The sequence below is a fragment of the Methylomonas sp. DH-1 genome, from assembly GCF_046097555.1.
In the GTDB taxonomy this organism is placed as follows: domain Bacteria; phylum Pseudomonadota; class Gammaproteobacteria; order Methylococcales; family Methylomonadaceae; genus Methylomonas; species Methylomonas koyamae.
In genome coordinates this window covers 1,121,751-1,146,420 of record NZ_CP143089.1, presented here as the reverse complement: position 1 = coordinate 1,146,420, position 24,670 = coordinate 1,121,751, and the positions used below count along the sequence as shown (strand labels likewise).

The following is a 24,670-nucleotide window of genomic DNA, read 5'->3' as shown; positions in this document are numbered from 1 at the left end:
TACTACAAGATTGATTCAGCACTAAATAAAGGCTTCTTATAGCTAAATTAGTGGCCAGAATATGGTTTTTCACCAACCTGTTAATCGTATAAGCCAGAACAAACGTGATGTGTATTACACAGGACATTTTTTTGATCAACAAAAACCAGTCAAAAGGCTAACCTTTTATTTGACAGATATACTGATTAATTCCTTAAGTTCACTGACAGTGGTTTTGTATGCAATATCTTTTAAATCTCCAATATGGAATATTTTGCTATTCAATTGATCCCTTGAAGAAAATGCAAATCTATATTCATTTTGGTATGAGTATAATTTTCTTTTTCTGAAAATTGACTCAATTCCTTGAAATTGCACACTAACCGCTTCATCATTGAAATATCCAACTAAACCGTGGTGCACGTCGTTGCCGCAATGTTGTTTCACTCTATCTATGAACTTTTTTACATTAGTGATAACAATAGCTATGTTGCCGAGTTCAGAGGATATTTTCTCGTCAAATTCAATCTGCTTACTGATGAGGTCATTTATTTCTTTTTGCAAAGAAATTCTTTCCTCTTCGGTTGAGTATTTAAAACTGAACTCATCGATTGCTATTGCATACATGCAGTAGATTTTGTGATATTCATATTCAGTCGTCTGTATAGCCGCGGGGGCAGTTAGATCAGCTTCTGTGATCGTTATTTCCCTTGGGATGTCGACTATATTTTCTGGAAGTTCTAGAGATATAACACAATCTCTTGGCTGAATCCAATGGATTAACCCTTCATACTTATCCCCTCTTACTTCGCCATCCTCAATTACCTTGAAATTCTTTAGGGCTTGACAATAAAGCTCTCCACTATTCAAAAGATTGTCGGCATATTCGTTATCGCAATCCTTGAATATCTTTACAAGGCAGTAAATGATTTTCTTCATTTAAATTTTCACTTATTAGAATTCAATTACAGGTTGCTTCATGCTCATGTCGGATGGAAAAACAGGGTGAAGTGCATTGGGTTTTAATTTCAATGCCATTTCTACAAATTCTTTGTCTTCCTCAAAAACATAGAGTATTTTGAATTTTTTCACCCCAACTTTCTCAGATCTTCTGAGATCATATAAATTTTTCCCTCTAAAATTTATGGTTCTCATTAGTAGAGAAAAAAGATCGTGACGAAATCGGTCGTCTAGCTCTTCAATCTTTTGTGAAACTAATGATTGTTTGGTTATATTTGGAATTAATTTAAGAATATCAACCAAATCTGTTTTCTTTGTTTTGCTTGGAATTGACAATTGGTACTCAGTGCATAGTGATTTAAGTTCGCTAACTTTCAATTTACTAAGAGCCTCTTCACTTTTTTCTGGTGTAAGTACTTTTTCCTGAGGGAAATTTGTGGGGAATTTTCCAATTTTTAAAAATCTGCTATTCCATTCCTCGTATTCATTCCATTTCCAGTCTCTACCTCTGAAATATCTTTCCCATACGATAGAGTGGTACCCTCCCATGTTTAGAAATCCACCCTCACATTTCTTTATAATGCAGTGAATTTCTTTCGCCTCATTTTCTGACAAGCCAGATATATCAGAAATGATTGTTTTGAAAACCTCGTCATAGCATTCAAAGATTTCCTTCTCTGGTTTTACTGTTGGCATTGAATTGCCGTATTTAGTTGGAGTAGGGTTTGTTTTGATAGCTCCTTCTTTTTTGCCTATTGATTTTAGGGAACCTCTAAAAATTGCGCCCGGCGAGTAAAATGAGTCGGAGCTAAAGACCTTTGGAGAGCAGAGATGACGGTGGCACAAGACGACCTTTTCGGTTCCCTGTTTGAACATCGTGATCGTCGGATCGATCGGCTGGGCAATCCGTTGTTGGAATTGGACGCGCAAGTGGATTGGGAAGCGTTCCGTCCGTTGCTGGATCAAGTCCATCACAAAGTCCGCAAATCGTCTGCCGGGCGTAAGCCTTGGGATGGGGTGTTGATGTTCAAAGCGTTGGTCATCGCTAGTCTCTACAATCTGAGCGATGAGCAACTGGAGTTCCAAATCGAAGACCGGCGCAGTTTCCAGCGATTTATTGGGTTGTCGGATGCCAAGCACGCGCCGGATCGCAACAGTTTCTGGCTGTTTCGTGAGTCACTCAAAGAACTGAAACTCACCGAGACGTTATTCAACGAATTCAACCGGCAATTGGATCGCGCCGGCCTGATCGCCCGCAAGGGCCAACTGATTGACGCCAGCTTCGTCAAGGCGCCGGTGCAGCGTAATACGCCGGACGAAAACGCCCGGATTAAAGCCGGCGAAACCGTCGAGGACTGGTCGGCCTCCAAACGCAGTCAGAAGGATACCGATGCGCGCTGGACCAAGAAAGGCGACAAGAGCTATTACGGGTACAAGAATCACGTCAACGTTGATAATGCCCACAAGCTGGTGCGCAAATACACGGTCACCGATGCCAGCGTCCACGACTCCCAAGCCCTGAACGGCTTGCTTGATAGCGGCAACACCAGCCGGGATGTGTGGGCCGACAGTGCCTATCGTTCCGAAGCGGTGGAAGAACTGTTAAAAGTCCAAGGCTACCGCAGCCGGATTCACCGCAAAGGGGTGCGCGGCAAACCGCTGACTGACCGGGAAAAACAAGGCAACAGTACCCGCTCCAAAACCCGTTGCCGGGTCGAGCACGTGTTTGCCTGGATGGCGCAATGGGGCGGTAAGGCGATCCGTTGCATTGGCCTAGCCCGCGCCGAAGTACGTATCGGCTTCATGAATCTGGTGTACAACATGCGACGTTTTTGCGCCATTCGCAGGGTAGCTGCGTCTTGATGCCGCCCATCGGAGCTGAAAAGGCTTCGAGTTGAAGGTAGTCCGCTTGGAAATGCCAGCTTTCGAGCACGTTTTACGCCCCGAATCTGATTAATCGTGGATTTTTAGAGGCTCCCTTTAAAAAGTCAAAAATCCCCATGATTGCTCCTAGTTCGTGAACTCAATTAAATGGGTTAGCCCGTAGGGTGCGGTAAACAGCGCGCACCGCATCGTTCGCGATTGATGCGGTCGTTCCTCACCACATATATGGACTCCTCCCAAATTGCAAGCCAAGATTGCCAAAATAATGATTCCAACAGAGATCGAGATTGCCACCATATATTCGGTCTCTTAGTGAAGGTGCTTAATTGACCTTCGGACCTTGATGAATCTATCCGCGCGCTTTTTCCACTAACAACCTACCGATTTCTAAGAATCTATGTGCCGAACGGGATTGAAAAGCCCGCGTAGGTCCAAATAGCGAGCGTATTCGGACGCATGTGATTAAAACGCCGCCTGACCAGCACCAAAGCCGGCGACAAATCCTGATCCACTAATAAGCCTCAGCCGGTATCGCATGTTAGCTCTATGTTTCCCATGGATTGATGACAGACACGCCGGCTGCTTTATAGGGCGCTGTGTCACGTGATGCCACCGCGAAACCGCGTGAAGCGGCAATTGCGGCGATATAGCCGTCAGGCGTTGGAAATCCTCGTCCGCCCGTCCTGGCTGTGATGGCAAGCTCGGCATATTGCCTTGCTGCGTCGGTATCGAAAGGCAGCACCCGGTCCCCGAATAGTTGCAATAAACCCTCCAAGATTTTTGTCAGCATGTCTTTGCGTTTACCCGCAGGCAGCGCGGCGATGCCAAACAGTAGTTCGGCCAGTGTAACGGTGGACAGGTACAGTGTTTCCGCAACTTGTTCATTCAGCCAAGCCAGCACCGCCGGGTGCGGCTCGGGCCTCATCGCTTCCGAAATGACGTTGGTATCGAGGACGATCAATCAAACCTCACAGGGTCGGCTGGAGCCTTGTCTTCCATCTGTTCGAATACCTCGACATCCTCGTCGGTTAAACCGATCTGACGACCCAATGCCATCAGCGCTTCACCCATACGAACCCGTTCTTCAGGCTTGACGCTCATCGTCAATATCTCGCGAACCTCAGCTTCCGTGCTGCGCCCATGTTGAGCGGCGCGCACCCGTAATGCTCGGTGCACGTCGTCGGGCAGATTACGTACTGTCAGCATTGCCATGAAATCACCTCGCTATAATGCATGTTGTGCATTCATTATAAGAAATTGAAGGCACATCAACAACGCCAACAATTACTTACAGCAAACTGTCATTGCTAATGTCCGGGGCAAACTCACCAGCCCGCGTAGGGCGAGAGGAGTCCATATACGTAATAGGCGTTAGCCGTATTACGCCGTATGTTGGCCTTCGACAATTCGGCGCAATGCCCGTTGGTTATTACGCCTTACGACTTTAGGAGGACCGGCTCTTTTTACAACTACGCCACTAACGTTGGTTACGCCGGCTTTCATAGAGGGTCCAGCCGTCGCGCTTATACCGGAGCGGACTGTTTTAAAGACCGCACCGATTTCGGCTCATGTTTATTGTCATTCTTTAAGCCGGCGTATCTCGTATCTTTAAAATCACCCAACTTATCAAACCATATCAATTCGTTACGAAAGCATCGCTAAAAAATTATCTTGAATCGGCCGGAAGATTATCTTGAAACCCGCGGTTGAACAAATCACGCCGAACCTTTGCCGGGGATGCCATGACTGGCGATCTTACAGAAAGGTCACTATTCCGCGCGAAGCGCTAATCGCTTCTCCTGATGGGGCGTGAGTAAGCCTACACCCAGTCGCCACACTGGATTCCCGCTTCCGCGGGAATGACAAATCCGGAACAATCTTCACCATTCCGCAATCGGGGTAAACCGCCATGTCCAGAGCCTTTGCCGACCTTTGTTTTACCGATTCGGTGCGCGCCGCGCAGCGCCGTTACGGCAGCCGGGAGGGCAATCTCGGTTTCGAAACCGCCGCCGATCCGCGCGCCGAACTGGGCGAGACCGAGCAAGCCTTCGTCACCGAACGCGACTGCTTTTACCAGGCCAGCGTCGGCGAAACCGGCTGGCCCTATGTGCAGTTTCGCGGCGGCAGCGCCGGCTTCTTGAAAGTGTTGGACCCGAGCACGCTGGCTTACGCCAACCAGCGCGGCAACCGCCAGTACATCAGCGTCGGCAATCTGGACGCAGACGGCCGGGTGGCTTTGATCCTGATGGACTACGTCGCGCGGCGCCGGCTGAAAATCTGGGGCGTGGCCCGCATCGTCGAACTCGGCACGACGGACTGGCCGGCGGCGCTGCCCGCCGAAGCCGGCGTCGAGCGGGCTATCGTGATCGACGTAAAGACTTACGACTGGAATTGCCCGAAACACATCACGCCGCGCTTTACCGAAGCGCAGATTCAACCCCGCCTGGCCGGCCTGCAAGCGGAAATCGAGCGCTTGCAAGCCGAAAACCGTCGGCTGCGCGACGCTCTGGAATCTGTCGAGGGCCGCTACCTGCCATAATCGGCCGCACAGGCACTGAGCCGTTCCAGGCCGCCCCAATCGTCGAACCGTTGTTTCGCTGCGGCGTCGATGCGTTCCGGGGTCATGTACGGATCGGCGCTGTCGCGGCTGGCCGGGAAGATCAGCACCATCGCTTGCGGTACCGTCCAGGCCTTGCCTTTGTATTTACCCTTGCCGCGCACCTCCTGATAGTTGGCCGGCGGCGCGTTTTTGCCGAGCAATTTGCCGTTCAAGGCCACCGAACCTTCGCCCAATTCCTTGGCCGGTCCGGTATCGCCGACCACGGCAAATACCGGTGCGGAACCGCCCGGCACCAGCGCTACGGCCAAATCGCCGACCTTGGCATTGCGTTTGGCAAATTCCGACAGGGTGTTTTTGCCGGGGTTTTTCGGCAGGACGAGCGCCGGTGTGACCAAGGCGTCGGCGTAATTGCCGATGTCGCAGGCGTCGGCCACGTTCGGTTTGTGCAACGCGGTGGCGGACACCAGAAAGCCATCCACCGGCGGACAGGGTTTCCCGACTACGAACGGGATAATCGCCGGCGAGATTTTGGTTTGTGCCGTCAGATCGGCCGGCCATCCCGCAGCAAAAGCTTTTTGGGTCAGCAGACGCCGCTGGCGCAAGCCCTCCTTATCCAGTCCGGCGCAGGCGTCGCTCATGGCGTTGCACAGGTTGTTCAGCGCTTTTTTCTCTCCCCAAAAATCGTCGACGCTGTACGAGCGGCGGGTACCGTCGGTATTGACGTTGAGCGCTTCGATGAAAAACAGTGCCTTGGCATCGCGGTCGGACCAGACCGGGGTAAAGCCGGTTTTGGCATTGCCATCCGGCTGTTTGAAGGCTTGCGCCATGCCGCATTCGACGGCATGGCCGGCGGCAGCCGCAAACAACAAGCTGCAGCCGATCGCGGCGCGGCGGACAGTTTTGGCAAAGTGACAATCGGACATGGCGGCCTCCGGCGATAGGGTCAGTGTTACCGCCTATCTAACATGGTTCCGGAGTGCGCTCAAATTAATTTCAAGCCGATAGTGTCGAGCCGGCTAACTCGGCTATTCGGCGCCGGCGGCATGGCTTGCCGCGGCGCTGCCCAGGTAGGGATGGAAAGCCAGTTGCCGGCAAAATTCGGCGAACTGGTCGGCCGGCATCGGTTTGGCCAGCAGGTAACCTTGCAACAATTCGCAGCCTTCGCGTTTCAGAAACTCGGCATGCTCCAGGGTTTCGACGCCCTCGGCAATCACGGCCAGCCCCAGGCCGTGCGCCATCGCGATGATGGCGCGGATGATGGTGGCGTCGCTGAGGTCGTCGATACAGTCGCGGACGAAGGATTGGTCGATCTTCAACACGTCGAGCGGAAACTGTTTCAGATAGCCGAGATTGGAGTAGCCGGTGCCGAAGTCGTCGACGGCGAAACGCACGCCGGCCTGGCGCAAGGCATTGAAGGTACGTTGGCTTTCCTCGGACGGCCTGAGCAGGCAGCTTTCGGTCAATTCCAACTCCAGCAGGCCCTGGCCGCCGGGCAGGCAACGCAGCAAAATCTCCAAGGTGCGTTGGGCAAATTGCGGATGCCAGAATTGGGTCGGCGACACGTTGACGCCGATATGGAATTCGTCGTCGACCAACTGTTGGCACCGCCATTCGGCCAGGGTATTCAATGCAGCCTCCAGTACCCATTCGCCAAGCGGCAGAATCAGGCCGGTTTCCTCGGCCAACGGGATGAATTCGGTCGGCGAGATCCATTCATGCTTGTGTTGCCAGCGCAGCAAGGCCTCGGCGCCGATCAGGCGGCGGCGGGCGCAGTCGTACTTGGGTTGGAAGTACAGCATCAATTCGCCCAATTCCAGAGCGCGTTTCAGGCCGTTTTCCAGATTCAGGCGCCGGGCGCCGCGCTGCTGCAGCGCCGGTTCGTAAAAGCGGTACGTGTTGCGGCCTTGGGTCTTGGCATCGTACATCGCACAGTCGGCGTAGCGGATCAGGGCTTCGCTGTCGTCGCCGTCGTGCGGGCACAAGGCGATGCCGATACTGAAGCTGGTGCTGATGTCGTGGCCGCGAATCGAAAACGGCTGGTGCAATACTTGGCCGATTTGTTCGGCCGCTCGTGCCGCTTCCCGGCGGGCCACGGCTACGTCGCGGTCCAAGTCGACCAGAATGATGACGAACTCGTCGCCGCCCATCCGTCCGACCGTATCGGTGGCCCTGACCGCATTGCGCAGACGTTCCGAGACTTCCTGCAGCAATTGGTCGCCGAACGAATGGCCCAAGGTGTCGTTGACGTATTTGAAACGGTCCAGATCGAGGAACAGCAAAGCCATCGAACTGCGCCGGCGGTGGGTCTGGTTCAGTGCCAATTGCAGGTGGTCTTTCAGCAAATTTCGGTTGGCCAGCCCGGTCAGTTCGTCGTAGAACGCCTGGCGTTCCAGCATGCTCTGGTAACTTTGCACTTCGGCCCGGTAATCGGTCAGCCACGACACCATCAAATTGAAAGCCTGCCCCAATTCGCGCACTTCCGGGCCGCCGCTGTCCAGTTCCACCGGTTGCATGCGGCCGTCTATCAATTGGTGGGCGGCGTCGGCCAGACGTTTCAGCGGCGACGCGATCCGGGCCGTCATCGCCAACGACACGGCCAAGCCGATCAGCAAAATCACCGCGACCACCAGCAAGCCCCAGCGCACGGCGTGGCGCACCACCGCGACGAAATCGTCCAGATTCATCGCCAGCCGCACCTCGCCGATCACGGCGCTGCTGGTCGACGCTTGCAAAAACAGCGCATCCTCGTTCTGAAAGCCGCCGCTGGTGATCGGCTGCACGATCTCCAGCAAACCGTGGCGGTTCGACGCCTGCCACCAATTCCAGAAACTCTCCGGCCCTTTGCCGGACTGGGGCGCCGGCCGGGCGTCGTAGCGGACGTCGACCGACATCCGCGCCAATTCGCGGCCCTGGGCGTCGACGATCACGGCATACGCCAGGCCCGGCACCTTGCGCAAGCGCTCCAACTGGTGTTCGAGCAATTTGCCCTGGCCGGTGAACACCGCGTATTCGCTGGTCTCGGCCAACATCGTCGCCAGCGCCAGACTGTGCTGCTGGCGCGCCTCGAACTGCCGAGTCAATTGGGTATAGGTGGCGATAAAGCCGACGCCGAGCGCAGTCACCAGCACCAGCGCGGCGTTCAACAGATTGAAGCGCGTCGCCATGTTCATCGAGCTTCTGCTCACGGCGCCACCTCGCTGATCTCCGGCAACCAGCGCTCCGGCAGGCTCAGTTTCATGTGCTCCAGCGTGCGGCCGTTGTAAACCACCCGGACTTTGCGCGGCGTCTGCGGCGGCAGACTGGACGGCGCCGCGCCGTTGGCCAGGATGTTCCAGGCCAACTCGGCGGCCTGGGCGCCGAGATCGGCATAATCCCAATCCAGCGCATAAATCGCTCCGGCCTTGACCCATTGCTCCGACAAGCCGATCAGCGGCGTCCGATTGCGGAACGAATACAACAGCAGCTCCCGCACCGCGACGGCATTGAATGCCGCCACGCCGTCGACCGCCCACAAGGCGTCGAGTTGGGCCGGCAACTCCTTCAGCAACCTGGGCAGGTCTTCCGGCGCGGCGGCCGGCGCCGGCACCAGTTCGATGCCGTCGGCCCTGGCCAATTGTTGCAAGGCCTCGAACGTCGGCAGCCCGCGGTGAGGATCGTAGATCACGGCGATGTGGCGGACTTCCGGCAACAGCCGGCGCAACCAACGCCATTGCAGAGCCGGCGGAAAATCCAGGCCGACGCCGGTCAAACGCGGTTTGCCGCGCAACTCGTCGGCGTCCAGCAACAGGCCGGCCACGACCGGGGTGGTTTGGCCCGCGGCCATCGTCGCGCGCGCGGCCGGCGTGCCCAAGGCCAACAGCAATTGCGGCGCCTCCGCGCGTAAATGCTCGTTGATCGCCGCGACGGCCTCGTCGCCGACCGTGCGGGTTTCTATGGATGCGTGCAAACCGCGCTGCGCCAGTGCGACGCTGAAACCTTGCACGGTTTGCCGGTACGGCGCGGAATCGTGGCTTTGCAGCACCAGGATGTCGGCTGCCGAGATTCTGGCGGCGGGGCAAAGTGCGGCAAACCCCAAGCAAATCCGGGCGCACCCCCTGCCCAGGCCGGACTTGGCCCGCAGCCACAGCCAAACCGCCGGCAACCACTGCCAGCCGAACCAGCCGCTACCGGTCCGCAGCCGGACCGCGGCCGCGGGTTTAAAATTCAAGGCCCAACCTCAGCCGCAGGTTGCGGCCGTCTTGCGGAATATGGTCGGGCAGATTGGCATTGGGCGGAATCCGCGGATCGGCATAATCCTCGTCGAACAGATTGTAAATACCGCCGGTCAGTTCGACGCCCGGCAGCCATTTGCGGGAAAACAGCACCAGATTGCTGACGGTGTAAGCGTCGGTCGCGGCATAGCCCGGATTGGCGCGCTGGCTGACGTACTGCAGTTCCCAACTGGCGAACAATTTATCCTGCCATAGGGGCGCGCTCAGATTGAATTTGATCATGTGCGACGGCGAATTGGGCGCTTGTTCCAGCCCGGCGATCCGGGTTTGCTGGTAGGTGTAACTGACGCGGCCTTCGAAGTTACGGTAATGGCCTTGCAACTGGGTCTCCAGGCCGTGCGCTTCGGCGTTGCCCTGGTTGCGAAATTGCCTGACACCGCCGGCATCGACCTGGTTGATCAAATTGCTCAGTTTGTTGTAGTACGGACTGAGGCGGACGTTGAAATGCTCGCCGATTTTCTGTTCCAGCACGATTTCGTAGGATTCGATCCGCTCCGGTTTCAAGGCCGGGTTGCCGATCCAGGTGCCGGCGCAGCAGGTGTAATAGGTTTCAAAGGCATTCGGCGCCCGAAATGCGGTGCCGTACAGCAGCTTCAGCGTGGTATCGGCGAAAGGCTGGTAGATCAGGCCCAGTCGGGGATTGGCGGTGCCGCCGAAGTTGTCGTAGTGGTCGTAGCGGGCGCCGGCGTGCAGACTCAGATTGTCGAGAATGGCCCATTCGTCTTGCAGGAATACGCCGGCGATACTGCTGTTCAGGCGGTTGTCCGCCCACTGGAACCCGGTCTGCAGGTCGTAATTGGCCATGTGCTGAGAATAGTTGCGGCGGTACTCGCTACCCAGCGTCAAGCGGTGGCTATCGAAAAAAGTGTGGCTCAACAACACTTCTCCGCCCAGCCAATTGCCCTGCCAATAATCCTGGTTGGTCAACAATTGCTGCGGCGCCGGCCGGCTGTTCAGATCGTCGTCGAACTCGTAGCCGTCCCAAAACAGGCGACCGGTGGCTTCCCAATCGCCGCTGAAGGTATGTCGGTAGTTCAAATCCGCGTAGGCCCGGCGGTCGTGGTAATTGCTGCCGGGCACGCCGAAGTCGGCGCCGACGCTGCCGGCCGGCAGGTATTTTTTGCGCTGCATGTAGCCGCCGCTCAGGGTAAAGTCGCCCCAAGCCAGTTTGCCGAACAGCCGCTCGACTTGTTCCTGGTCCAGCCAATCGGCCGAACCCAGATTGCCGTAGTTCAGCGAATTATGGCCGTCGCTATGGTAGTAACTGGCCGAGAGCAATCCTTCCGAACCGTTGGCGAATTTCTGGCCATAACTGACCTGGCCCTGTTCGCTGCCGTAACTGGCCACTTCTCCGCCCAGCCGCACGCCCTGCAAATCGCGGCCGCGCAGGGTGATGACGTTGACCACGGCAAACACCGCGCTGCTGCCGTACAAGGACGACGCCGGGCCACGCACGACTTCGACCCGCTCGATGTTTTCCACGTCGACCGGAAAATCCCGGCCCAGGCCGGCATAGTCCTGCAAACTTTCGTTGATCCGGTGGCCGTCGATCAGCACCAGGATACGGGTGTTGTAATCGCCCGGCGGAGCGAAGCCGCGGACGCCGACGCGTTGGTAAGCCCGGTCGTAGGTTGCCAAAAAGCCGGGCAAGCTACCCAGCATGGCCGCCACGGTACGCCAGCCGTAATGTTTGATTTGTTCCGAAGTAATGACGTCGACCGCGGCCGGCGCTTTGGTAATCGGCTGTTCGTGGCGGGAAGCGCTGAACACCGACGGCAATTCGCCGAACAGGACGGCCTGTTCGTCTTCGCCGGCCGGCGGCGCGGCGCGGCCGTCGTCGGTGCGCGCCACAGCGGCATTCAGCAACAGGCAGGCGGCCAGCAACGCGGCGCGGCGGTTTCCGGTCAAACAAGGCATAGTGATTCGGGTTCGGTTCAAATTAGTTACAAAGCACTAGAGCGGCATAAGCTTAGCCAAATGAGAACGAATGCCAAACCGATAAATCGTTTCTGCGTTTTGCCACACACTCCCCGCCTCCGGCAATCCATTCCCGAATGCCGCCTCATGGTCCGACTAAACAGCAACCGCCGGCAAATGAGGTCGGTTAATTTACACCGATTTTATCAACGTGTTCGTTAAATCGTGCGGGCAGTTGCTCACAACGGGCAAAGCAAAAATCCGGCTGGCGGCGGGCCGGACCGGCTTCGCGGAGGAAATGAACGGCGATCAATCGGCGACAGGAAGCGATAAGCGCCGGTAGCGGAGCGCGGCCGGTTCGGGTGGGCTTAGGACCCAAAACCTTGGGCGAGACTTGAGTTCGGTATGTTTTGAAAAATCTCTCCCCCCCTCTTTTTCAAAGAGGGGCGTGACAATCGAATCACTCGACTTAGCGGCATTCGGGCAATCCACATTAAGCTTAGACAGCCTGCGCCGAGCGCGGCCCAACCGGCGTACCGGCAATCATCGGCGGCGGGATATTAATCGACTACACGGGCTGCGGAGCCGGCGCGAAACCGGCTCGTTCCGTGCGGTAATGCAAAGGCTGCCGCGACTTCAATCCGAATTGTTAAATCCGAAACGGCCGTGCTGGTAGTCGTATACCGCTTGTTCGATCTGCTCGCGGCTGTTCATGACAAACGGCCCGTGTTGGACGATCGCTTCGCCGAGCGGCGAGCCGGCAACCAGCAGTATCCGGCTGTCTGCCAGCGCGTGCAAAGCGACGCCATCGGCTCGCGGATTCGTGCTCAACACCGCCATCCGCCCGCGGCCGGCAATACGCCCGGCCACCTCGACCTCGCCGCCGTAGACGTAAAAAAACGCGTTATGCCCGGCCGGCAACGGCTGCTCGAAGCGGGTACCGGCCGGCAACTCCAGATCCAACACCAGCGGTTCGGTCTTCGGCCGTTGAATCGGGCCGGTTACGCCGTGGCTGGCACCGGCCAACACCCTTACCCGGGCGCCGGCGCGGTCGAATTGCGGAATGTCCGGGCTTTGCACGTCGCGGTACCAGGCCGGCACCATCTTGTCGGCAGCCGGCAAGTTGATCCACAATTGAAATCCGGCCAGCAAGCCGTCCTTTTGTTCCGGCATTTCCGAGTGGACGATGCCGCGGCCGGCCGTCATCCATTGCATGCCGCCGGTTTCCAGCAAGCCTTCGTGGCCGGCATTGTCGCGGTGGCGCATCCGGCCCGCCAGCAGATAGGTCAAGGTCTCGAAGCCGCGGTGCGGATGATTCGGAAAGCCGGCGATGTAATCGTCGGCCGACTCGCTGGCAAACGCGTCCAGCATCAGAAACGGATCCAGCCGCCGCTGCAAGTCCTGGCCCAATAGCCGGGTCAATTTGACACCGGCGCCGTCCGAGGTTGCCCTACCCTCCACCAGTTGTTCGATCTGCCGCGACTGTTGCACGGTTTCGGATTGTTCGATTTGTGCGTTCATGACGATTCTCCCCGCTGGAAAAATTAAGCGGCCAAGGCCGAGATTTTGGCTTCGGCGGATTGCAAGGCACTTTGCACCGCGTCCTCCCCCAACGCCAAGCCTTCCGCATAAACGAATTCGATGTCTTCCATTCCCAAAAACTCCAACACGGTGCGCAAGTAAACCGTCTGGCTGTCGGCCGCCGAACCGCTGTGCACGCCGCCGGCGGTTTGAATCACATAGACTTTTTTATCCTTTAGCAAACCTTCCACGCCGTGTTCGGTATAGCGGAACGTGACTCTGGCCCTGGCAATCGCATCGATCCAGGCTTTCAGTTGTGCCGGAATGCCGAAGTTATACATCGGCGCGCCGATCACGATCCGGTCGGCTTGCTGGATCTCGGCGATCAAGGCATCGTCCAACGCCACCCGTTGCGCCTGTTCCGCAGTGCGTTGCTCGGCCGGCGTACTTAGCGCTGCCAATGCCGCCGCGTCCAACACCGGATGCGGCATTTTCGCCAAATCGCGCACGGTCAGCCGCGCCTGCGGAAAGCGGCGGCGCAATTTGCCGACCAAGCTATCGGCCAGGCGGCTGGAGTGGGCGGTTTCGGCCCGAATGCTGGAATTGATTTGCAGAATGTTCATAGCGGTCTCCCGAAATGTTGAAGTCGGGCAGACTATACGCCAGGGCGATAATGGGCAGAAGATCGGAAAACGGATAACATTGTTCCATAGGAGGAACAATCAATGACTATCGAAGCCAACGATTTGTGGCTGTTCGCCAAAGTCGCCGACGCCGGCAGTTTTTCCAAGGCCGCAGAATTGCTGGGCTTGCCCAAGTCGACCCTGTCGCGCCGCATCAGCCATCTGGAAAAGCAATTGGGCGAACGCCTGTTGCAGCGCACCACCCGGCAATTGCAATTGACCGAATTCGGTTTGCGCCTGCTGCAGCATGGCCGCCAGATCGGCGAGGAAATCGACGCCGCCCGGGCCTGGGCCGAACACCGGCAATCCCAACCCAGCGGCACGCTGCGCATTTCGCTGCCGAACGACTTTGCTACCTTGTTTCTGGTACCGGTGTTGGCCGAGTTCAGCGCCCGCTATCCGGCGATTGCACTGGAAATCGATTTGTCCGCCCGGCGGGTGGATTTGGTCGGCGAGCATTTCGATCTGGCGATTCGGATGGGCGATCTGCCGGACGACGCCAACTTGACCGCCACCCGCCTGAACCGGCAAAGCTGGGGTTTGTACGCGGCGCCGGCTTACCTGGCGCGGCACGGCCAGCCGGAACGGCCGGAAGACTTAGGCCGCTATCACGCGTTAAGCCTACCCGGCCGTTACCGCGAGCCGCCGCAATGGCAACTCGAATGCGGCGAGCGCCGCTGGCAGGGGTTGCCGCCGGCCCGGATTCTGGCAAATTCGCCGGAGTTGCTGGTCAAGCTGGCCTGCCGCGGCCGGGGCATCGTCGCCGCCCCGGATGCCTATGCGGCGGCCTACCTGCAAAGCGGCGAGTTGCAGCGAGTCCTGCCGGACTGGTGTTTGCCGCAAACCACGGCTTGGCTGGTATTTCCCGGCCGGCGGCTGATGCCCGGCAAGACCCGGGCCTTTATCGACTTTGTCCAAGCCGGCCTGGGCCCGGTAGTGTAACGCCGGCGTGAACCGGCGCTTTTTGCGGATGCCTGTGCGACCGTCAGGCGTGGGACGCTGACGCCGCCAACCGCGGCGAGAAGCCGGCCTCGTAGCCCAGCGCCGGAAATGCCAGATCGAAGCCTTGCAGTTCTACCGAAATATTCCGGTCCGGCGCGGCCAGCAGGAAATCGGCAATGGTTTCCAGGATGTCGTGGTCGATGAACAGGGTTTTGCCGCCGTCGATAATCAGTTCGCTATCGTCCGGGATATTGCTCAAATGGTTGCGCAGCAGGGCCTTGTTCAAAAAAGACACATCCTTGTGCAGCCTCAGCAGGTAATGCGGACCATGTTGGGTCAACGACATCGCGACATGGAAATTGGCGCGCAGCACGAAGAAGATGCCGCAGGCCATGCCGATGGCGATGCCTTCCAACAAGTCGGTGAACAAAATGGCGAACACAGTAATCGTGAACGGGATGAACTGGTTCGGGCCTTTTTTGTAAAATTCGAAAAACATCGCCGGTTTGGCCAGTTTATAACCGGTCTGCAGCAAAATCGCCGCCAGGCAGGACAGCGGAATCATGTTCAGGTAACGGGCGAAAAACAGCACGCTGACCATCAGCAACACGCCGTGCAGGAAGCCGGATATCCGGGTCTGGCCGCCGGCGTTGATATTGGCCGAGCTGCGCACGATGACCGCGGTGATCGGCAAACCGCCAATCAAGCCGCTGATCAGGTTGCCCAAACCTTGCGCCTTCAACTCGCGGTTGGTCGGCGAGATGCGTTTGTGCGGATCGAGTTTATCGACCGCCTCAATGCTCAACAGCGTTTCCAGGCTGGCAATAATCGCCAAGGTCAGCGCGACGCTGTAAATTTTGGGGTTCTCGATATAACTGAAATCCGGCATACGCAACTGGGCGACAAAATTGCTGGTGGAACCCAATTCCGGCAGCGAAACCAGGTATTTCTCGGCAATCGACCATTCCGGGGCGTAAGCCAAGGCCCAGTTATTGAACAGCACGCCCCAAACTACCGCCAACAGCGGACCGGGTACCATTTTCAAGATGCTGAAGCGCTTGATGAAGCCGCTATCCCACCCGATCAAAATCAGTAATGCCACCGCGGCGACCAAGGTCGCTCCCGGCGAAATGCCGTTCAGCGACTGGGTGAATTCCAGAAAACTCGCTCCGGCAGTATCGGGCATGTAACTCTCGTCGGCGGCGTAACCGGCGTCGTAGCCGGTCGCGTGCGGCGTCTGCTTAATGATCAAAATCATGCCGATCGCCGCCAGCATGCCCTTGATCACTGCCCCCGGAAAGAACGCGCCGATCAGGCCGGCGCGCAAAAATCCCAAGCTCATTTGGATTACGCCAGCGATGGCCAGGCTCAATAAAAAGGCCTTGAAATCGCCCAGGGTCTCGATGGCGTTATAGACAATTACGGTCAGACCGGCGGCGGGGCCGGACACGCTGAGATGGGAACCGCTAAACCAAGCGACGACGATGCCGCCGACCATGCCGGCGATAACGCCGGAAAATAGCGGTGCGCCCGACGCCAGCGCGACGCCCAGACACAGCGGCAAGGCCACCAAAAACACCACGACGCTGGCCGGCACATCGTTGCGCAAATACTTCAGATAGTACGATACATTAGTTTTCATAACGGACCTCCTCTCGGGCCGGGGAATATTCAACCGGCATATTGGTAAATTTCGTGGATCGACGACTTCTGGTCCATATGCACCAATTCGTTGAGCAGGCCGTCGCTCAAACCGTAAACCCAACCGCGCAAACTCAAAGATTGCCCGGCATCCCAGGCCGCCTGAACGATGGAGGTATGCGCCAGCCGATGCACTTGCTCGATCACGTTCCATTCCACCAGGCGGTCGACCCGCTTGCGCGGCGGCAGGTTATCCAGCTCGTCCTGATACAGCCGGTAAATTTCCTTGATATGCGACAGCCACTTGTTGGCGATCGCCAGGTCGCCGCGTTGCGAATGCAACGCCGCTTCGACGCCGCCGCAGCCGTAATGGCCGCAGACGATGACGTGTTTGACTTTCAGCACGTTGACCGCGTATTGCAATACGCTTAAGCCGTTGAAATCGGTGGTGATGACCTGGTTGGCAATGTTACGGTGCACGAAAATTTCGCCGGGTTCGGCCTTGACGATGGTATCGGCCGGCACCCGGCTATCGGCGCAACCGATCCATAAGAATTCCGGTCGCTGCTCCTTGGCCAAAGTCTTGAAATAATCGGGCCGTTGCTTGACTATGGCTTCCGACCAGGCTTTGTTTTCCAGTAATAATTTGGCGGGTGTCTGCATGAAACCGTCCTCTCGCTTGTAATAATTGTAATCGACGCGAACCTCGCGTACCGCGGCGCGGCACCGGTCAGGCGGAGTCGGTTAGCGGCCGAGGAAATAATATCGAATCGAAATTAATATGCAAGCAATAAAATGCATCGGCGGAATTTTTTTTTGCCGGCACCAGGCAAGCTGCAGCAAGCACAAGTGTTTGAAGCCTGCGTTAGGTGCGGGGGAGATAAGCGAAACCGGCGATGAAACCGCCAACCCGGCTGGAAGGTATCGCTGCCATCGGCAGCGTTTTAAAGTTAAAACCGCAGTTCTAGTTTGCCATAGACGCCGCGCGAGACCCCGCCCGGTTGAATGATGCCGGACTCGTCGATGTATTCCAGCCGCCCCTCGTCCAGCAGGTTTTGGCCGATCACGGACAGCTCCAGACTGGGCAGGACTTTCCAGGCCAGACGGGTATCGAAAGTGGCGCGGCCGTTGAGTTGCCGCAACTGGTTGCCGGCACCATTGTCGACCACACTGCGCGGCCCGGTATAACGCAACCAGAAATCCAGCGAAACCCGTTCCGTCGGATTGATGGCGGCGCGTAGCGACAGGTTATGTTGTGGACTGGTCTGTTGCGCCAGGCCGACGAAAGCGCCGAACTCGGTTTTCAACAGACTGTAATTAGCATCCCAGCGCCACCAGTCCGCCATCTGCCAGACCGCTGCCGCTTCGAAACCATAAGTATGGGCCTTGCCCAGATTGGTGGCGGTAACCGGTTGCAGCAGGTGAAATACCGGTGTAGCCAACAATGACGGCGTCCCCGCCCGGTAAGCGGTCAGGTTATCGTAATCGTTGTAAAACGCGGTCAGGTCCAGCGAAGCCTGGCTGGCCCAGGCGAAGCGGTAGCCCAGCTCGTACGACAGCACATCTTCGGCCCGAAAATTCCGGTTGCCGCTCAGCACGACTTCGGCCGGCAACGTACCCAACCCCGGAACCTCCGTCGGAATCACGCCGTTAAGAAAACGAATATCGTGATCGGCCCGCGACGGCGTCCGCACCGCGCGGGAGAATGCCGCCCAAACCCGTTGTTCCAAAGTCGGCGCCCACATCAGCCGCGCCGTCGGCTGGCCTTCGAAGCCGGAATAGGAATTGTGTTCGAACTTCGACCCCAGCGTAAGCCACAGCTTGTCGTCCACCAGCATGATCTCGTCCTGCACGAATGCGGTGAACAAATGGGTATCGCGTTTCAAGCGCGTGGGCTGGATCAGCGGGCTATCCGAAAATTCGTCCAGATTGGCTCGATAGCCGACGCCCCAGATCGCGTTCTGCCGCTCGCCGATGGCAAAACTGTTTTGAAAATCGACGTCCAGCGTGTCCAGCGACTGTTTGGCGAACGAATGGTTGCCGCGTTCGGAGTGGTCGTAATAGAACTGCAGGCTGTACTCGGCGCTGGTGGAGAAGGTATGCCGCAAGCGCGACAGAATATTCGCGCCCGCGGCGGAGAAATTCTCGATCAGGCTTTGCTGGTAAGGCGAACTCAATACCGGCAACAGCGCATTTTGGCTTAACTGGCTACGGTAAAGGTCGCCTTGCAGCGTCCATTCGTCGCGGCCGGACAGGCGCGAATCGATGCGAAAACCGCCTTGCTGCTTGTCCCAATTGTCGGCGCTGGCGGCAAAGCCCTCGACCTGCCCCAGGCCCTCGCGTTGAAAGCCCTTGACGTACACCCGGCCGTAGCTATCCTCGCCCAATTGTTTGCCGTAACGCAAGGCGCCGAAACCGGTTTCCAGGGTACCGCCGCCGCCGGCAAGCAAACCGCCGGACGTATCCTCGGCCCGCTTGGAAATGATGTTGATCACGCCGTTGACGGCATTCGCGCCCCACAGCGTCGCAGCCGGACCGCGGATCACTTCGATGCGCTCGACATCTTCCAGCATCACGTCCTGAGCGTCCCAATATACGCCGGAAAATCCGGGGTTGTAGACGCTGCGGCCGTCGATCATGACCAGCAGCTTGTTGGCGAAAATGCCGTTAAAACCGCGGATGCTGACCGCCCACTTACTGGAACTGACCCGCGCCACATCGACACCGGGCGCCAAGCGCAAAGCTTCCGGCACGCTGGTGACGCCGGCACGTTTGATGTCGTCGTTGCCGATCACGAACACCGCCGACGGCGCATTCGACACGTATTCGGCTTTTTTCGAAGCCGATGTCACTTGCGATTTCTTGCGGGTGGAAATGACCTGCATATTCAGCAGATCGGCCGTATCCATCTCGGTCACGGCTTTATCGGCGTCGGCCAGGGCCAACGCGCTGAAACCGGTAAAAACAACGGCCAAGCAGGCTTTGCGATTCATCGAAGATTTATGCAGTCGTTCTGTCAACAATTCCAATGCCGGCTATTTCGGGTTCCGCGGCCGCTAGCCAAGGCAAGCGGGTGTCCGGCCGCGACGCGCCATCGAAGTTCAAGCATAGCCGTTTTTGCAAAAGCCATTATTTCGGTAACGTTTTTCCCCGACCGGCGGCCGCTCGCGCTTACCACGGCAGCGGCGAACCGTCGTATTTGACGAAGCTGCCGCTATCGGCCAGGTCGAAACGGTCGATCAAGCGGCGCATGCCGCTGACGCTTTCCTCGACGTCGATCAAGCCGTTCGGACCGCCCATGTCGGTCCTGACCCAACCCGGATGCAGAATCAACACGCCGATATTGCGCGGCCGCAGGTCGATGGCCAGACTTTTCATCGCCGCATTCAGGCCGGCCTTGCTGGAACGGTACAAAATGCTGCCGCCGCTGCTGTTGTCGGCCATGCTGCCCATCAAACTGCTCAGCGACGCGATCAAGGGTTTATCGCTGCGTTGCAGATGCGGCAAAAAGCATTCCACCAGTTTTACCGGCGCCATGACGTTGATCGCCAAGGTATCGGCCCAAGCCTGGTAATCCAGCTTGCCGAAGCCGCGGCCGGACTGGTCGCCGTAGACGCCGGCGTTGTTCAGCAACACGTCGATTCGGCGCTCGGCCAACTTGGCCGCCAAGGCTTCGATTTGGCTGAAATCGGCCACGTCCAGCGCTTGCAGCTCGATACTGGCATATTGGCCGGCCAAAGCCTGCAATTGTTCGGCCTGCTCCGGCCGGCGGCAGGCCGCTATGACGTTGCAGCCGGCCGCCGCGTATTGCCGGCAAAACTCCAGGCCCAAGCCGCGGTTGGCACCGGTGACCAATAGTGTTTTCATCGTGAATGCCTCCAAAAATCGATTGAAATGAACGTTACCGCGGCCCGCTTGGCCGCTCTGCAAAATTGCCGAAATACCTAGCGGCAAAATCGGGATTTATCCGGAACTATTCGAGGTTTCGCATGCCTGACCGCCACATCGAAACCCTGAATCCAACGGAGGCCGTTATGCAAATGCAAGCCGTTAAATCCAGCACGATAGAGGTGGTCGGTTACGACAAAGACAGCCGCAAAATGCGGGTTGCCTTCAAAGACCGTCCGGTCCAGGAATTTTGCCACGTTCCGGAACAACTGTTCAGCGACTTTCTGAAAGCGCGCTCGAAAAACCGGTTTTACAAGCGCCATCTGCAAAACCTGTTTCCTTGCTGAAATTCGCTATTTTGCGAGGGCGTTTAGCGACTTGGCGAGGAATGTTCTCGACGACTGACCGGCATTGCTACCGCTACCTATCCCCCACTCGGTCATCAAGGGCACGTTAGCGCCGGCAATACCAAGATTGTCAGCCTGCAGCCGACGGCAAATTCCCCCCACTTGCCGTCGCCGTGCAGGCTTTCAAAGCCCCCGCCTGCCGCCGCGTTCGCCAGCTTAGATTTTGGAGCGCCTTGCCCGGCAATCCATACCGACCGGTTTCGACCGGCCGACCTTAAATTTCCACAGCAACGCGCAAGGCAGCTATCTGGCCGTCGCCAACGCAGGCAGCGAAACCACCTCGTTGTACCAAGTCTCGGCGGTACCGGTGCCGGGCGCGGTCTGGTTGTTCGGTTCGGCCTTGCTGGGCTTTTGAGCCTTGGCCGCCCCGGATGTAGCCTGATAAGCTGGCAAAGGGAACCCTTATGGCTTTACGGACAAGCCTAGGCGTAAAAAATGGCATTCCCGCGCCGAAGCGGGGCAACCATAGCCCGGCGGCGTATTGCGCTAAGCTGCGTTTTTGCGTTTGCAATAAAAAGTAGGCGCCGACCGAGACTGCGAGGACGAACAGCGCAACGTTCACCTCCTGGACGATCAAGACGATTTTCTGGCCGTAGCGGTAATAAACGCTGAAAAACACCACCGACGACAACGTGCACGCCACCAGGTCGGCCGCGGCAAATTTAACTGCGTTCATATGGCCCAGCCCGGCCGTCAAAAACAAGATATTACGCACACCGAACGGTACGAATCGGCCGAACAACAGCGTCAACATCCCATAGTCTCGATAATATCCGGCGACCCGGTCGATCTTGTCTTGGTTCATGATTTTGGCGAAGAGCCGCCAATGGCTCAGTTTGGGCCCCAAATACCGGCCCAGGCCGTAACAAATCAGATCGGAAAGGTATGCTCCCAAATAAACGGCGGCGAAAAGTTGCGGCAATTGCTCCGGATTGCGCGCGGCAAACGTCGCGGCAACAAACAACATGCCGTCTTCCGGTACCGGAACGTTAAAACCGGCAAGCAACAACAGGCCGAATATGATCCAAGGCGCATATTCGATATGGTTTTCCACCAGGGAGATAATGCTATCCATCTTATGGTCCCCTCTTCGCGCAGTGAGCCGAATCCGAGCCTAAGAGCGGGGAATGCGTTCGCGGGTTCCCGCGCTGGGGTGGGAACTCGTCTACCTGGAACGCTGGATGTGCATTCCGATTAATGCCGCTGGATACTAAGCAACGCCGGTGCCATTCCCTCCCCCCTTTTTTGCAAAACTAGCCACGGCGCATACAGGGAACCCGGAGGGACTTTATTCGTAAAATCTCTGCCCTCCATTTATTCAACCGGGAAACTCGAACCTCAGCGCCTTAGTTAGCGGCAATGCGGTTAGCACGCTGCGAGGAAAGTTTACTCGGCCAATCGCTCCAACAGCCGCTGGGCTTCGAGCCTTGTCGGCTGCAAGCGGGACAATTCCTCTGCCAACGCCCTGGCCGCCGCTGCGTCGACTGCGCTGAGCGCAGCCGCCATGCGGAGCAAAGGATCGTAAGCCGGCCGAAAATCCGGACTGATGCGCAAGGCGGATAACAGCGGCCCACGCACTTGGGCCAGCATGGCCCGCACGTCGGCGCTCGGCTTCACGGCGCGGCCGGCGGTTAAGTACGCATTTCTGGCCTGCCAATAAGCTGCGATTCGGGCGTTCCAGCCGGGTTCGGCAGTGTCGGCGAATAATTCGGCCGGCTTCAATTCCAGTTGCCGAAGCAATTCCAACAACCTGTCGCCCGGTTGCGAGTCCGGCGCATAGGTGATCCGAGGCGCTGTGTAAATGACGATAGGCCGGTCGTCGCTATTCAGCGGCGCCGCCTCGGCAAAGCGGGCCAGTGCCGCCGGTCCGGCCGCAAAGCCGCCCAGCAAGGCAAACTCGTCTTCGATACCGAATTCGGCCGGACTTTTCGGCAGTGCCGATTCGCGCAGCCGCCGGCGGGCGATCTCGGGCGCAAACGCTTCGCCACCTTTGCGGCCGATCAAGCCGACCACCGGCGTCGCCAAGCTGTTGCTAGCCAGCAGCAAGGTCGCGTCCGGGTAGACCGCCAAGAAGGATTTGACGATGCTGCGCAAGGTAGCCAGGTCGAGTTGGTGCAAGGGCAGCCATTGGCAGAACAAGCCACCCCGGTTAAGCCGTTCCCGCACTGTTCGAAAATGCTCGACCGTGTACAACGCCCCGGAACCGCTACGGGCCGGGTGAAAATTGTCGGCGACGATCACGTCGTAATCGTGCGGCGCCGTCTTCACGTAACGCCGGGCGTCCGCTTCCAACAGGCGCAACCGGGCCAGGCCGGCAGCAGTAAACGGCTGGGCGAAGTAGCCGACATCGGCTGCCACTTCCGGCAACAGTTCCACGGCATCGACCTGTAGCGTTGGATCGGCGGCCGCCGTCGCGGCGGTGGTGCCGGTACCCAAACCCAAGAATAACGCGGTTTTGGGCGACGGATGCAACAGCACTGGCAACAATGCCTGACGACCATCGACCAATAAGGTCGCGCTGCTGCCCTCCTGCTGGCGGTTATTGATCCGCAGCCGGCGCACGCCGTCCGCATCCTCGACCACGCTGACCGCCGCCATCGCCCCTTCGCGGTAAGCGACGACGTGGCCGCCGTCCGGCATCTCGACAAATACCAACGCCGGCGCCAGTAAAGCTAGCGCCAGTGCCGCGGCGGCCGGCAACGCAGTCCAGCGGACCGGCTTGGCCAATAACAAGTATGCTGCGGCGATGGTTATCAGCGCGTATTGGCTGCCCACGGCCGGCACCAACACCACCCCGAACAGCAGCGGCGCGAACGCGGCACCCAAGGTGTTGGTGGCCAGAGCCAAGCCGAAACCGGCACCGGCCGCATTGGCGCGTTCGCTCAAATGACAAAACAAGGCGCCCATTAACAAGGTAGGCAAGCCGAATGCCGCCAATGCCACTAAGGCCTCAGCGGCCATCGCCGCCGCGAGGCCGGGTCCTAAAAATTCGAGCACCGCGGCTTTAGCGGCTTCCGCTCCCCACAGACTGGAAATACCGATCAGACAAGCCGTGGCTTGAGCGCAAAACAGTAGGCCCTCGACTTTGCGGTCGTTGCCAAGAAGACGATTGCACCAGTGCCGGTAAAGCGCCGCGCCGGCCGCGCTGCCGATTAGGTAGACGGCCAATAGCATGGCAAAGGTATACACCGTGTTTTCGCTGACTTGGCTGAGGACCCGCACCGCCACGACTTCGTAGCCGATGCCGAGCAAACCGGTCGCGGCCAGACGCAGCAAGCTTGAATTCGGCTTCGCCGCCACCGGTTTGGCAAGCTCGCCTACCGTCGCCGGAAAGCAAACTCGGGCGCCGGCGGCACAGGCTAGATTCAAGCCGGCGCAGAGCGTTGCGGTAAAACTCAGACCCAAGGCCGGCACCAACCAAAACGCCGCCGCCAACACGCCGCAGACCGCGCCGGCAGTATTTATTGCGTATAAACCTGCTATCGAGCGGCGTTGCGCCCGCAACCCGGCCACCAGGCGCTCCATCGCCGGCAACGTCGCACCCATCGCCGCCGTGGCCGGCAACAGGCCCAAAAATACGCCGCAAAACGCCACACTCCACTGCCGCAATTCCGACGCCGCCGGTCCGATCCGCGCCAGCAGCCAAGCGCCGTAATCCGGCATTGCTACCGCCAATACCAGCGCCCACAGCCCGATGCTTGTTTCGCAGGCGACGTACCAGCGGCGCGGCTTGCGGCTGCGTTCGATAGCATTCGCCAACACCAGCGCCCCCAGCGACAAACCGCCGAAAAAAGCCGCCACGACCGCCAACACCGCCGCCGACTCGTGGCCCAGCCACAAGCCAAATTGCTGAGTCCAGACGATTTGATAACCCAGGCCGGCGAATCCCGAGGCCAGCATTAAGGCTAGCGGCCAAAAACCGCGCCAGGCATCGGCATGGTCTGCGGCGGCTGGAGGAATTTCTAACAGTACAGGCATGGGTTCGGTCGGCCGAATGGCACGGGCCGGATACGGTAG

The 24,670-nt window shown here is 57.9% G+C and carries 20 protein-coding genes; 4 read left to right on the top strand and 16 right to left on the bottom strand.

Features of this window, described 5'->3' with window-relative positions; translation table 11 throughout:
- Window positions 1-165 precede the first annotated feature (165 nt).
- Together VXJ35_RS05620 and VXJ35_RS05615 are read right to left on the bottom strand one after the other, a co-directional pair.
- The gene (locus VXJ35_RS05620; protein ID WP_064020811.1) at window positions 166-918 is read right to left on the bottom strand and encodes a hypothetical protein; all 753 of its coding nucleotides are present in this window, start codon (window positions 916-918) and stop codon (window positions 166-168) included.
- 15 nt (window positions 919-933) lie between these two features.
- On the bottom strand, window positions 934-1,635 hold the full coding sequence (locus VXJ35_RS05615; protein WP_064020810.1) for a HeH/LEM domain-containing protein: 702 nt from the start codon (window positions 1,633-1,635) through the stop codon (window positions 934-936).
- A gap of 135 nt (window positions 1,636-1,770) precedes the next feature.
- Here VXJ35_RS05615 and VXJ35_RS05610 point away from each other — a divergent pair, with 135 nt between their 5' ends.
- Window positions 1,771-2,802, top strand: coding sequence for an IS5 family transposase (locus VXJ35_RS05610; protein WP_064020809.1), 1,032 nt, complete (start codon window positions 1,771-1,773; stop codon window positions 2,800-2,802).
- A 565-nt stretch (window positions 2,803-3,367) separates the two neighbouring features.
- On the opposite strand, the gene VXJ35_RS05605 is transcribed toward VXJ35_RS05610, so the two are convergent.
- Both VXJ35_RS05605 and VXJ35_RS05600 read right to left on the bottom strand, forming a co-directional pair.
- Window positions 3,368-3,784: a type II toxin-antitoxin system VapC family toxin gene (locus tag VXJ35_RS05605; RefSeq protein WP_064020808.1), complete on the bottom strand. Its 417-nt coding sequence runs from the start codon at window positions 3,782-3,784 to the stop codon at window positions 3,368-3,370.
- Complete coding sequence (locus tag VXJ35_RS05600) at window positions 3,781-4,035, bottom strand: FitA-like ribbon-helix-helix domain-containing protein (protein WP_064020807.1); 255 nt, start codon at window positions 4,033-4,035, stop codon at window positions 3,781-3,783. Before VXJ35_RS05600 ends, VXJ35_RS05605 begins: the two co-directional genes overlap by 4 nt.
- Before the next feature lie 697 nt (window positions 4,036-4,732).
- Between VXJ35_RS05600 and VXJ35_RS05595 the strand changes: the two genes are divergently transcribed.
- A complete protein-coding gene (locus tag VXJ35_RS05595) occupies window positions 4,733-5,362 on the top strand; it encodes a pyridoxamine 5'-phosphate oxidase family protein (RefSeq protein ID WP_064020806.1) in 630 nt (209 codons plus the stop codon).
- Here the strand turns inward: VXJ35_RS05595 and VXJ35_RS05590 are convergent.
- The 6 genes from VXJ35_RS05590 to VXJ35_RS05565 all read right to left on the bottom strand — a co-directional run bounded on the left by VXJ35_RS05590 (window position 5,350) and on the right by VXJ35_RS05565 (window position 13,715).
- The gene (locus VXJ35_RS05590; RefSeq protein WP_064020805.1) at window positions 5,350-6,306 is read right to left on the bottom strand and encodes a glycoside hydrolase family 75 protein; all 957 of its coding nucleotides are present in this window, start codon (window positions 6,304-6,306) and stop codon (window positions 5,350-5,352) included. The two genes, VXJ35_RS05595 and VXJ35_RS05590, sit on opposite strands and share 13 nt — an antisense overlap.
- 102 nt (window positions 6,307-6,408) lie before the next feature.
- Complete coding sequence (locus VXJ35_RS05585; RefSeq protein WP_157198091.1) at window positions 6,409-8,568, bottom strand: EAL domain-containing protein; 2,160 nt, start codon at window positions 8,566-8,568, stop codon at window positions 6,409-6,411.
- Window positions 8,565-9,590, bottom strand: coding sequence for an ABC transporter substrate-binding protein (locus VXJ35_RS05580; protein WP_064020803.1), 1,026 nt, complete (start codon window positions 9,588-9,590; stop codon window positions 8,565-8,567). Before VXJ35_RS05580 ends, VXJ35_RS05585 begins: the two co-directional genes overlap by 4 nt.
- The gene (locus tag VXJ35_RS05575; RefSeq protein ID WP_064020802.1) at window positions 9,580-11,571 is read right to left on the bottom strand and encodes a TonB-dependent siderophore receptor; all 1,992 of its coding nucleotides are present in this window, start codon (window positions 11,569-11,571) and stop codon (window positions 9,580-9,582) included. Before VXJ35_RS05575 ends, VXJ35_RS05580 begins: the two co-directional genes overlap by 11 nt.
- Window positions 11,572-12,207: 636 nt before the next feature.
- Complete coding sequence (locus VXJ35_RS05570) at window positions 12,208-13,092, bottom strand: pirin family protein (RefSeq protein WP_064020801.1); 885 nt, start codon at window positions 13,090-13,092, stop codon at window positions 12,208-12,210.
- Window positions 13,093-13,115: 23 nt separating this feature from the next.
- On the bottom strand, window positions 13,116-13,715 hold the full coding sequence (locus VXJ35_RS05565) for an FMN-dependent NADH-azoreductase (RefSeq protein WP_064020800.1): 600 nt from the start codon (window positions 13,713-13,715) through the stop codon (window positions 13,116-13,118).
- 102 nt (window positions 13,716-13,817) lie between these two features.
- On the opposite strand from VXJ35_RS05565, the gene VXJ35_RS05560 reads away from it, so the two are divergent.
- On the top strand, window positions 13,818-14,717 hold the full coding sequence (locus VXJ35_RS05560; protein ID WP_064020799.1) for a LysR family transcriptional regulator: 900 nt from the start codon (window positions 13,818-13,820) through the stop codon (window positions 14,715-14,717).
- A 43-nt stretch (window positions 14,718-14,760) separates the two neighbouring features.
- Here VXJ35_RS05560 and VXJ35_RS05555 read toward each other — a convergent pair whose 3' ends face one another.
- The 4 genes from VXJ35_RS05555 to VXJ35_RS05540 form a co-directional block, all read right to left on the bottom strand.
- Window positions 14,761-16,359, bottom strand: coding sequence for a SulP family inorganic anion transporter (locus tag VXJ35_RS05555; RefSeq protein WP_064020798.1), 1,599 nt, complete (start codon window positions 16,357-16,359; stop codon window positions 14,761-14,763).
- A gap of 29 nt (window positions 16,360-16,388) precedes the next feature.
- Window positions 16,389-17,021 carry a carbonic anhydrase gene (locus tag VXJ35_RS05550; RefSeq protein WP_054763247.1) on the bottom strand — a complete coding sequence of 211 codons (633 nt, stop codon included), beginning with the start codon at window positions 17,019-17,021 and terminating at the stop codon, window positions 16,389-16,391.
- A 287-nt stretch (window positions 17,022-17,308) separates the two neighbouring features.
- Complete coding sequence (locus tag VXJ35_RS05545) at window positions 17,309-19,351, bottom strand: TonB-dependent siderophore receptor (protein ID WP_064023385.1); 2,043 nt, start codon at window positions 19,349-19,351, stop codon at window positions 17,309-17,311.
- Between the two features lie 178 nt (window positions 19,352-19,529).
- Window positions 19,530-20,225, bottom strand: a complete 696-nt coding sequence (locus tag VXJ35_RS05540) for an SDR family oxidoreductase (RefSeq protein ID WP_064023384.1) — start codon at window positions 20,223-20,225, stop codon at window positions 19,530-19,532.
- A gap of 167 nt (window positions 20,226-20,392) precedes the next feature.
- On the opposite strand from VXJ35_RS05540, the gene VXJ35_RS05535 reads away from it, so the two are divergent.
- Complete coding sequence (locus VXJ35_RS05535; protein WP_064023383.1) at window positions 20,393-20,593, top strand: KTSC domain-containing protein; 201 nt, start codon at window positions 20,393-20,395, stop codon at window positions 20,591-20,593.
- Window positions 20,594-20,867: 274 nt separating this feature from the next.
- Here VXJ35_RS05535 and VXJ35_RS05530 read toward each other — a convergent pair whose 3' ends face one another.
- Window positions 20,868-21,728, bottom strand: coding sequence for a DedA family protein (locus VXJ35_RS05530; protein WP_082880809.1), 861 nt, complete (start codon window positions 21,726-21,728; stop codon window positions 20,868-20,870).
- A 311-nt stretch (window positions 21,729-22,039) separates the two neighbouring features.
- Window positions 22,040-24,631 (bottom strand): fused MFS/spermidine synthase, encoded by a 2,592-nt coding sequence (locus VXJ35_RS05525; protein WP_197495975.1) that lies wholly within the window; start codon window positions 24,629-24,631, stop codon window positions 22,040-22,042.
- Window positions 24,632-24,670 lie beyond the last annotated feature (39 nt).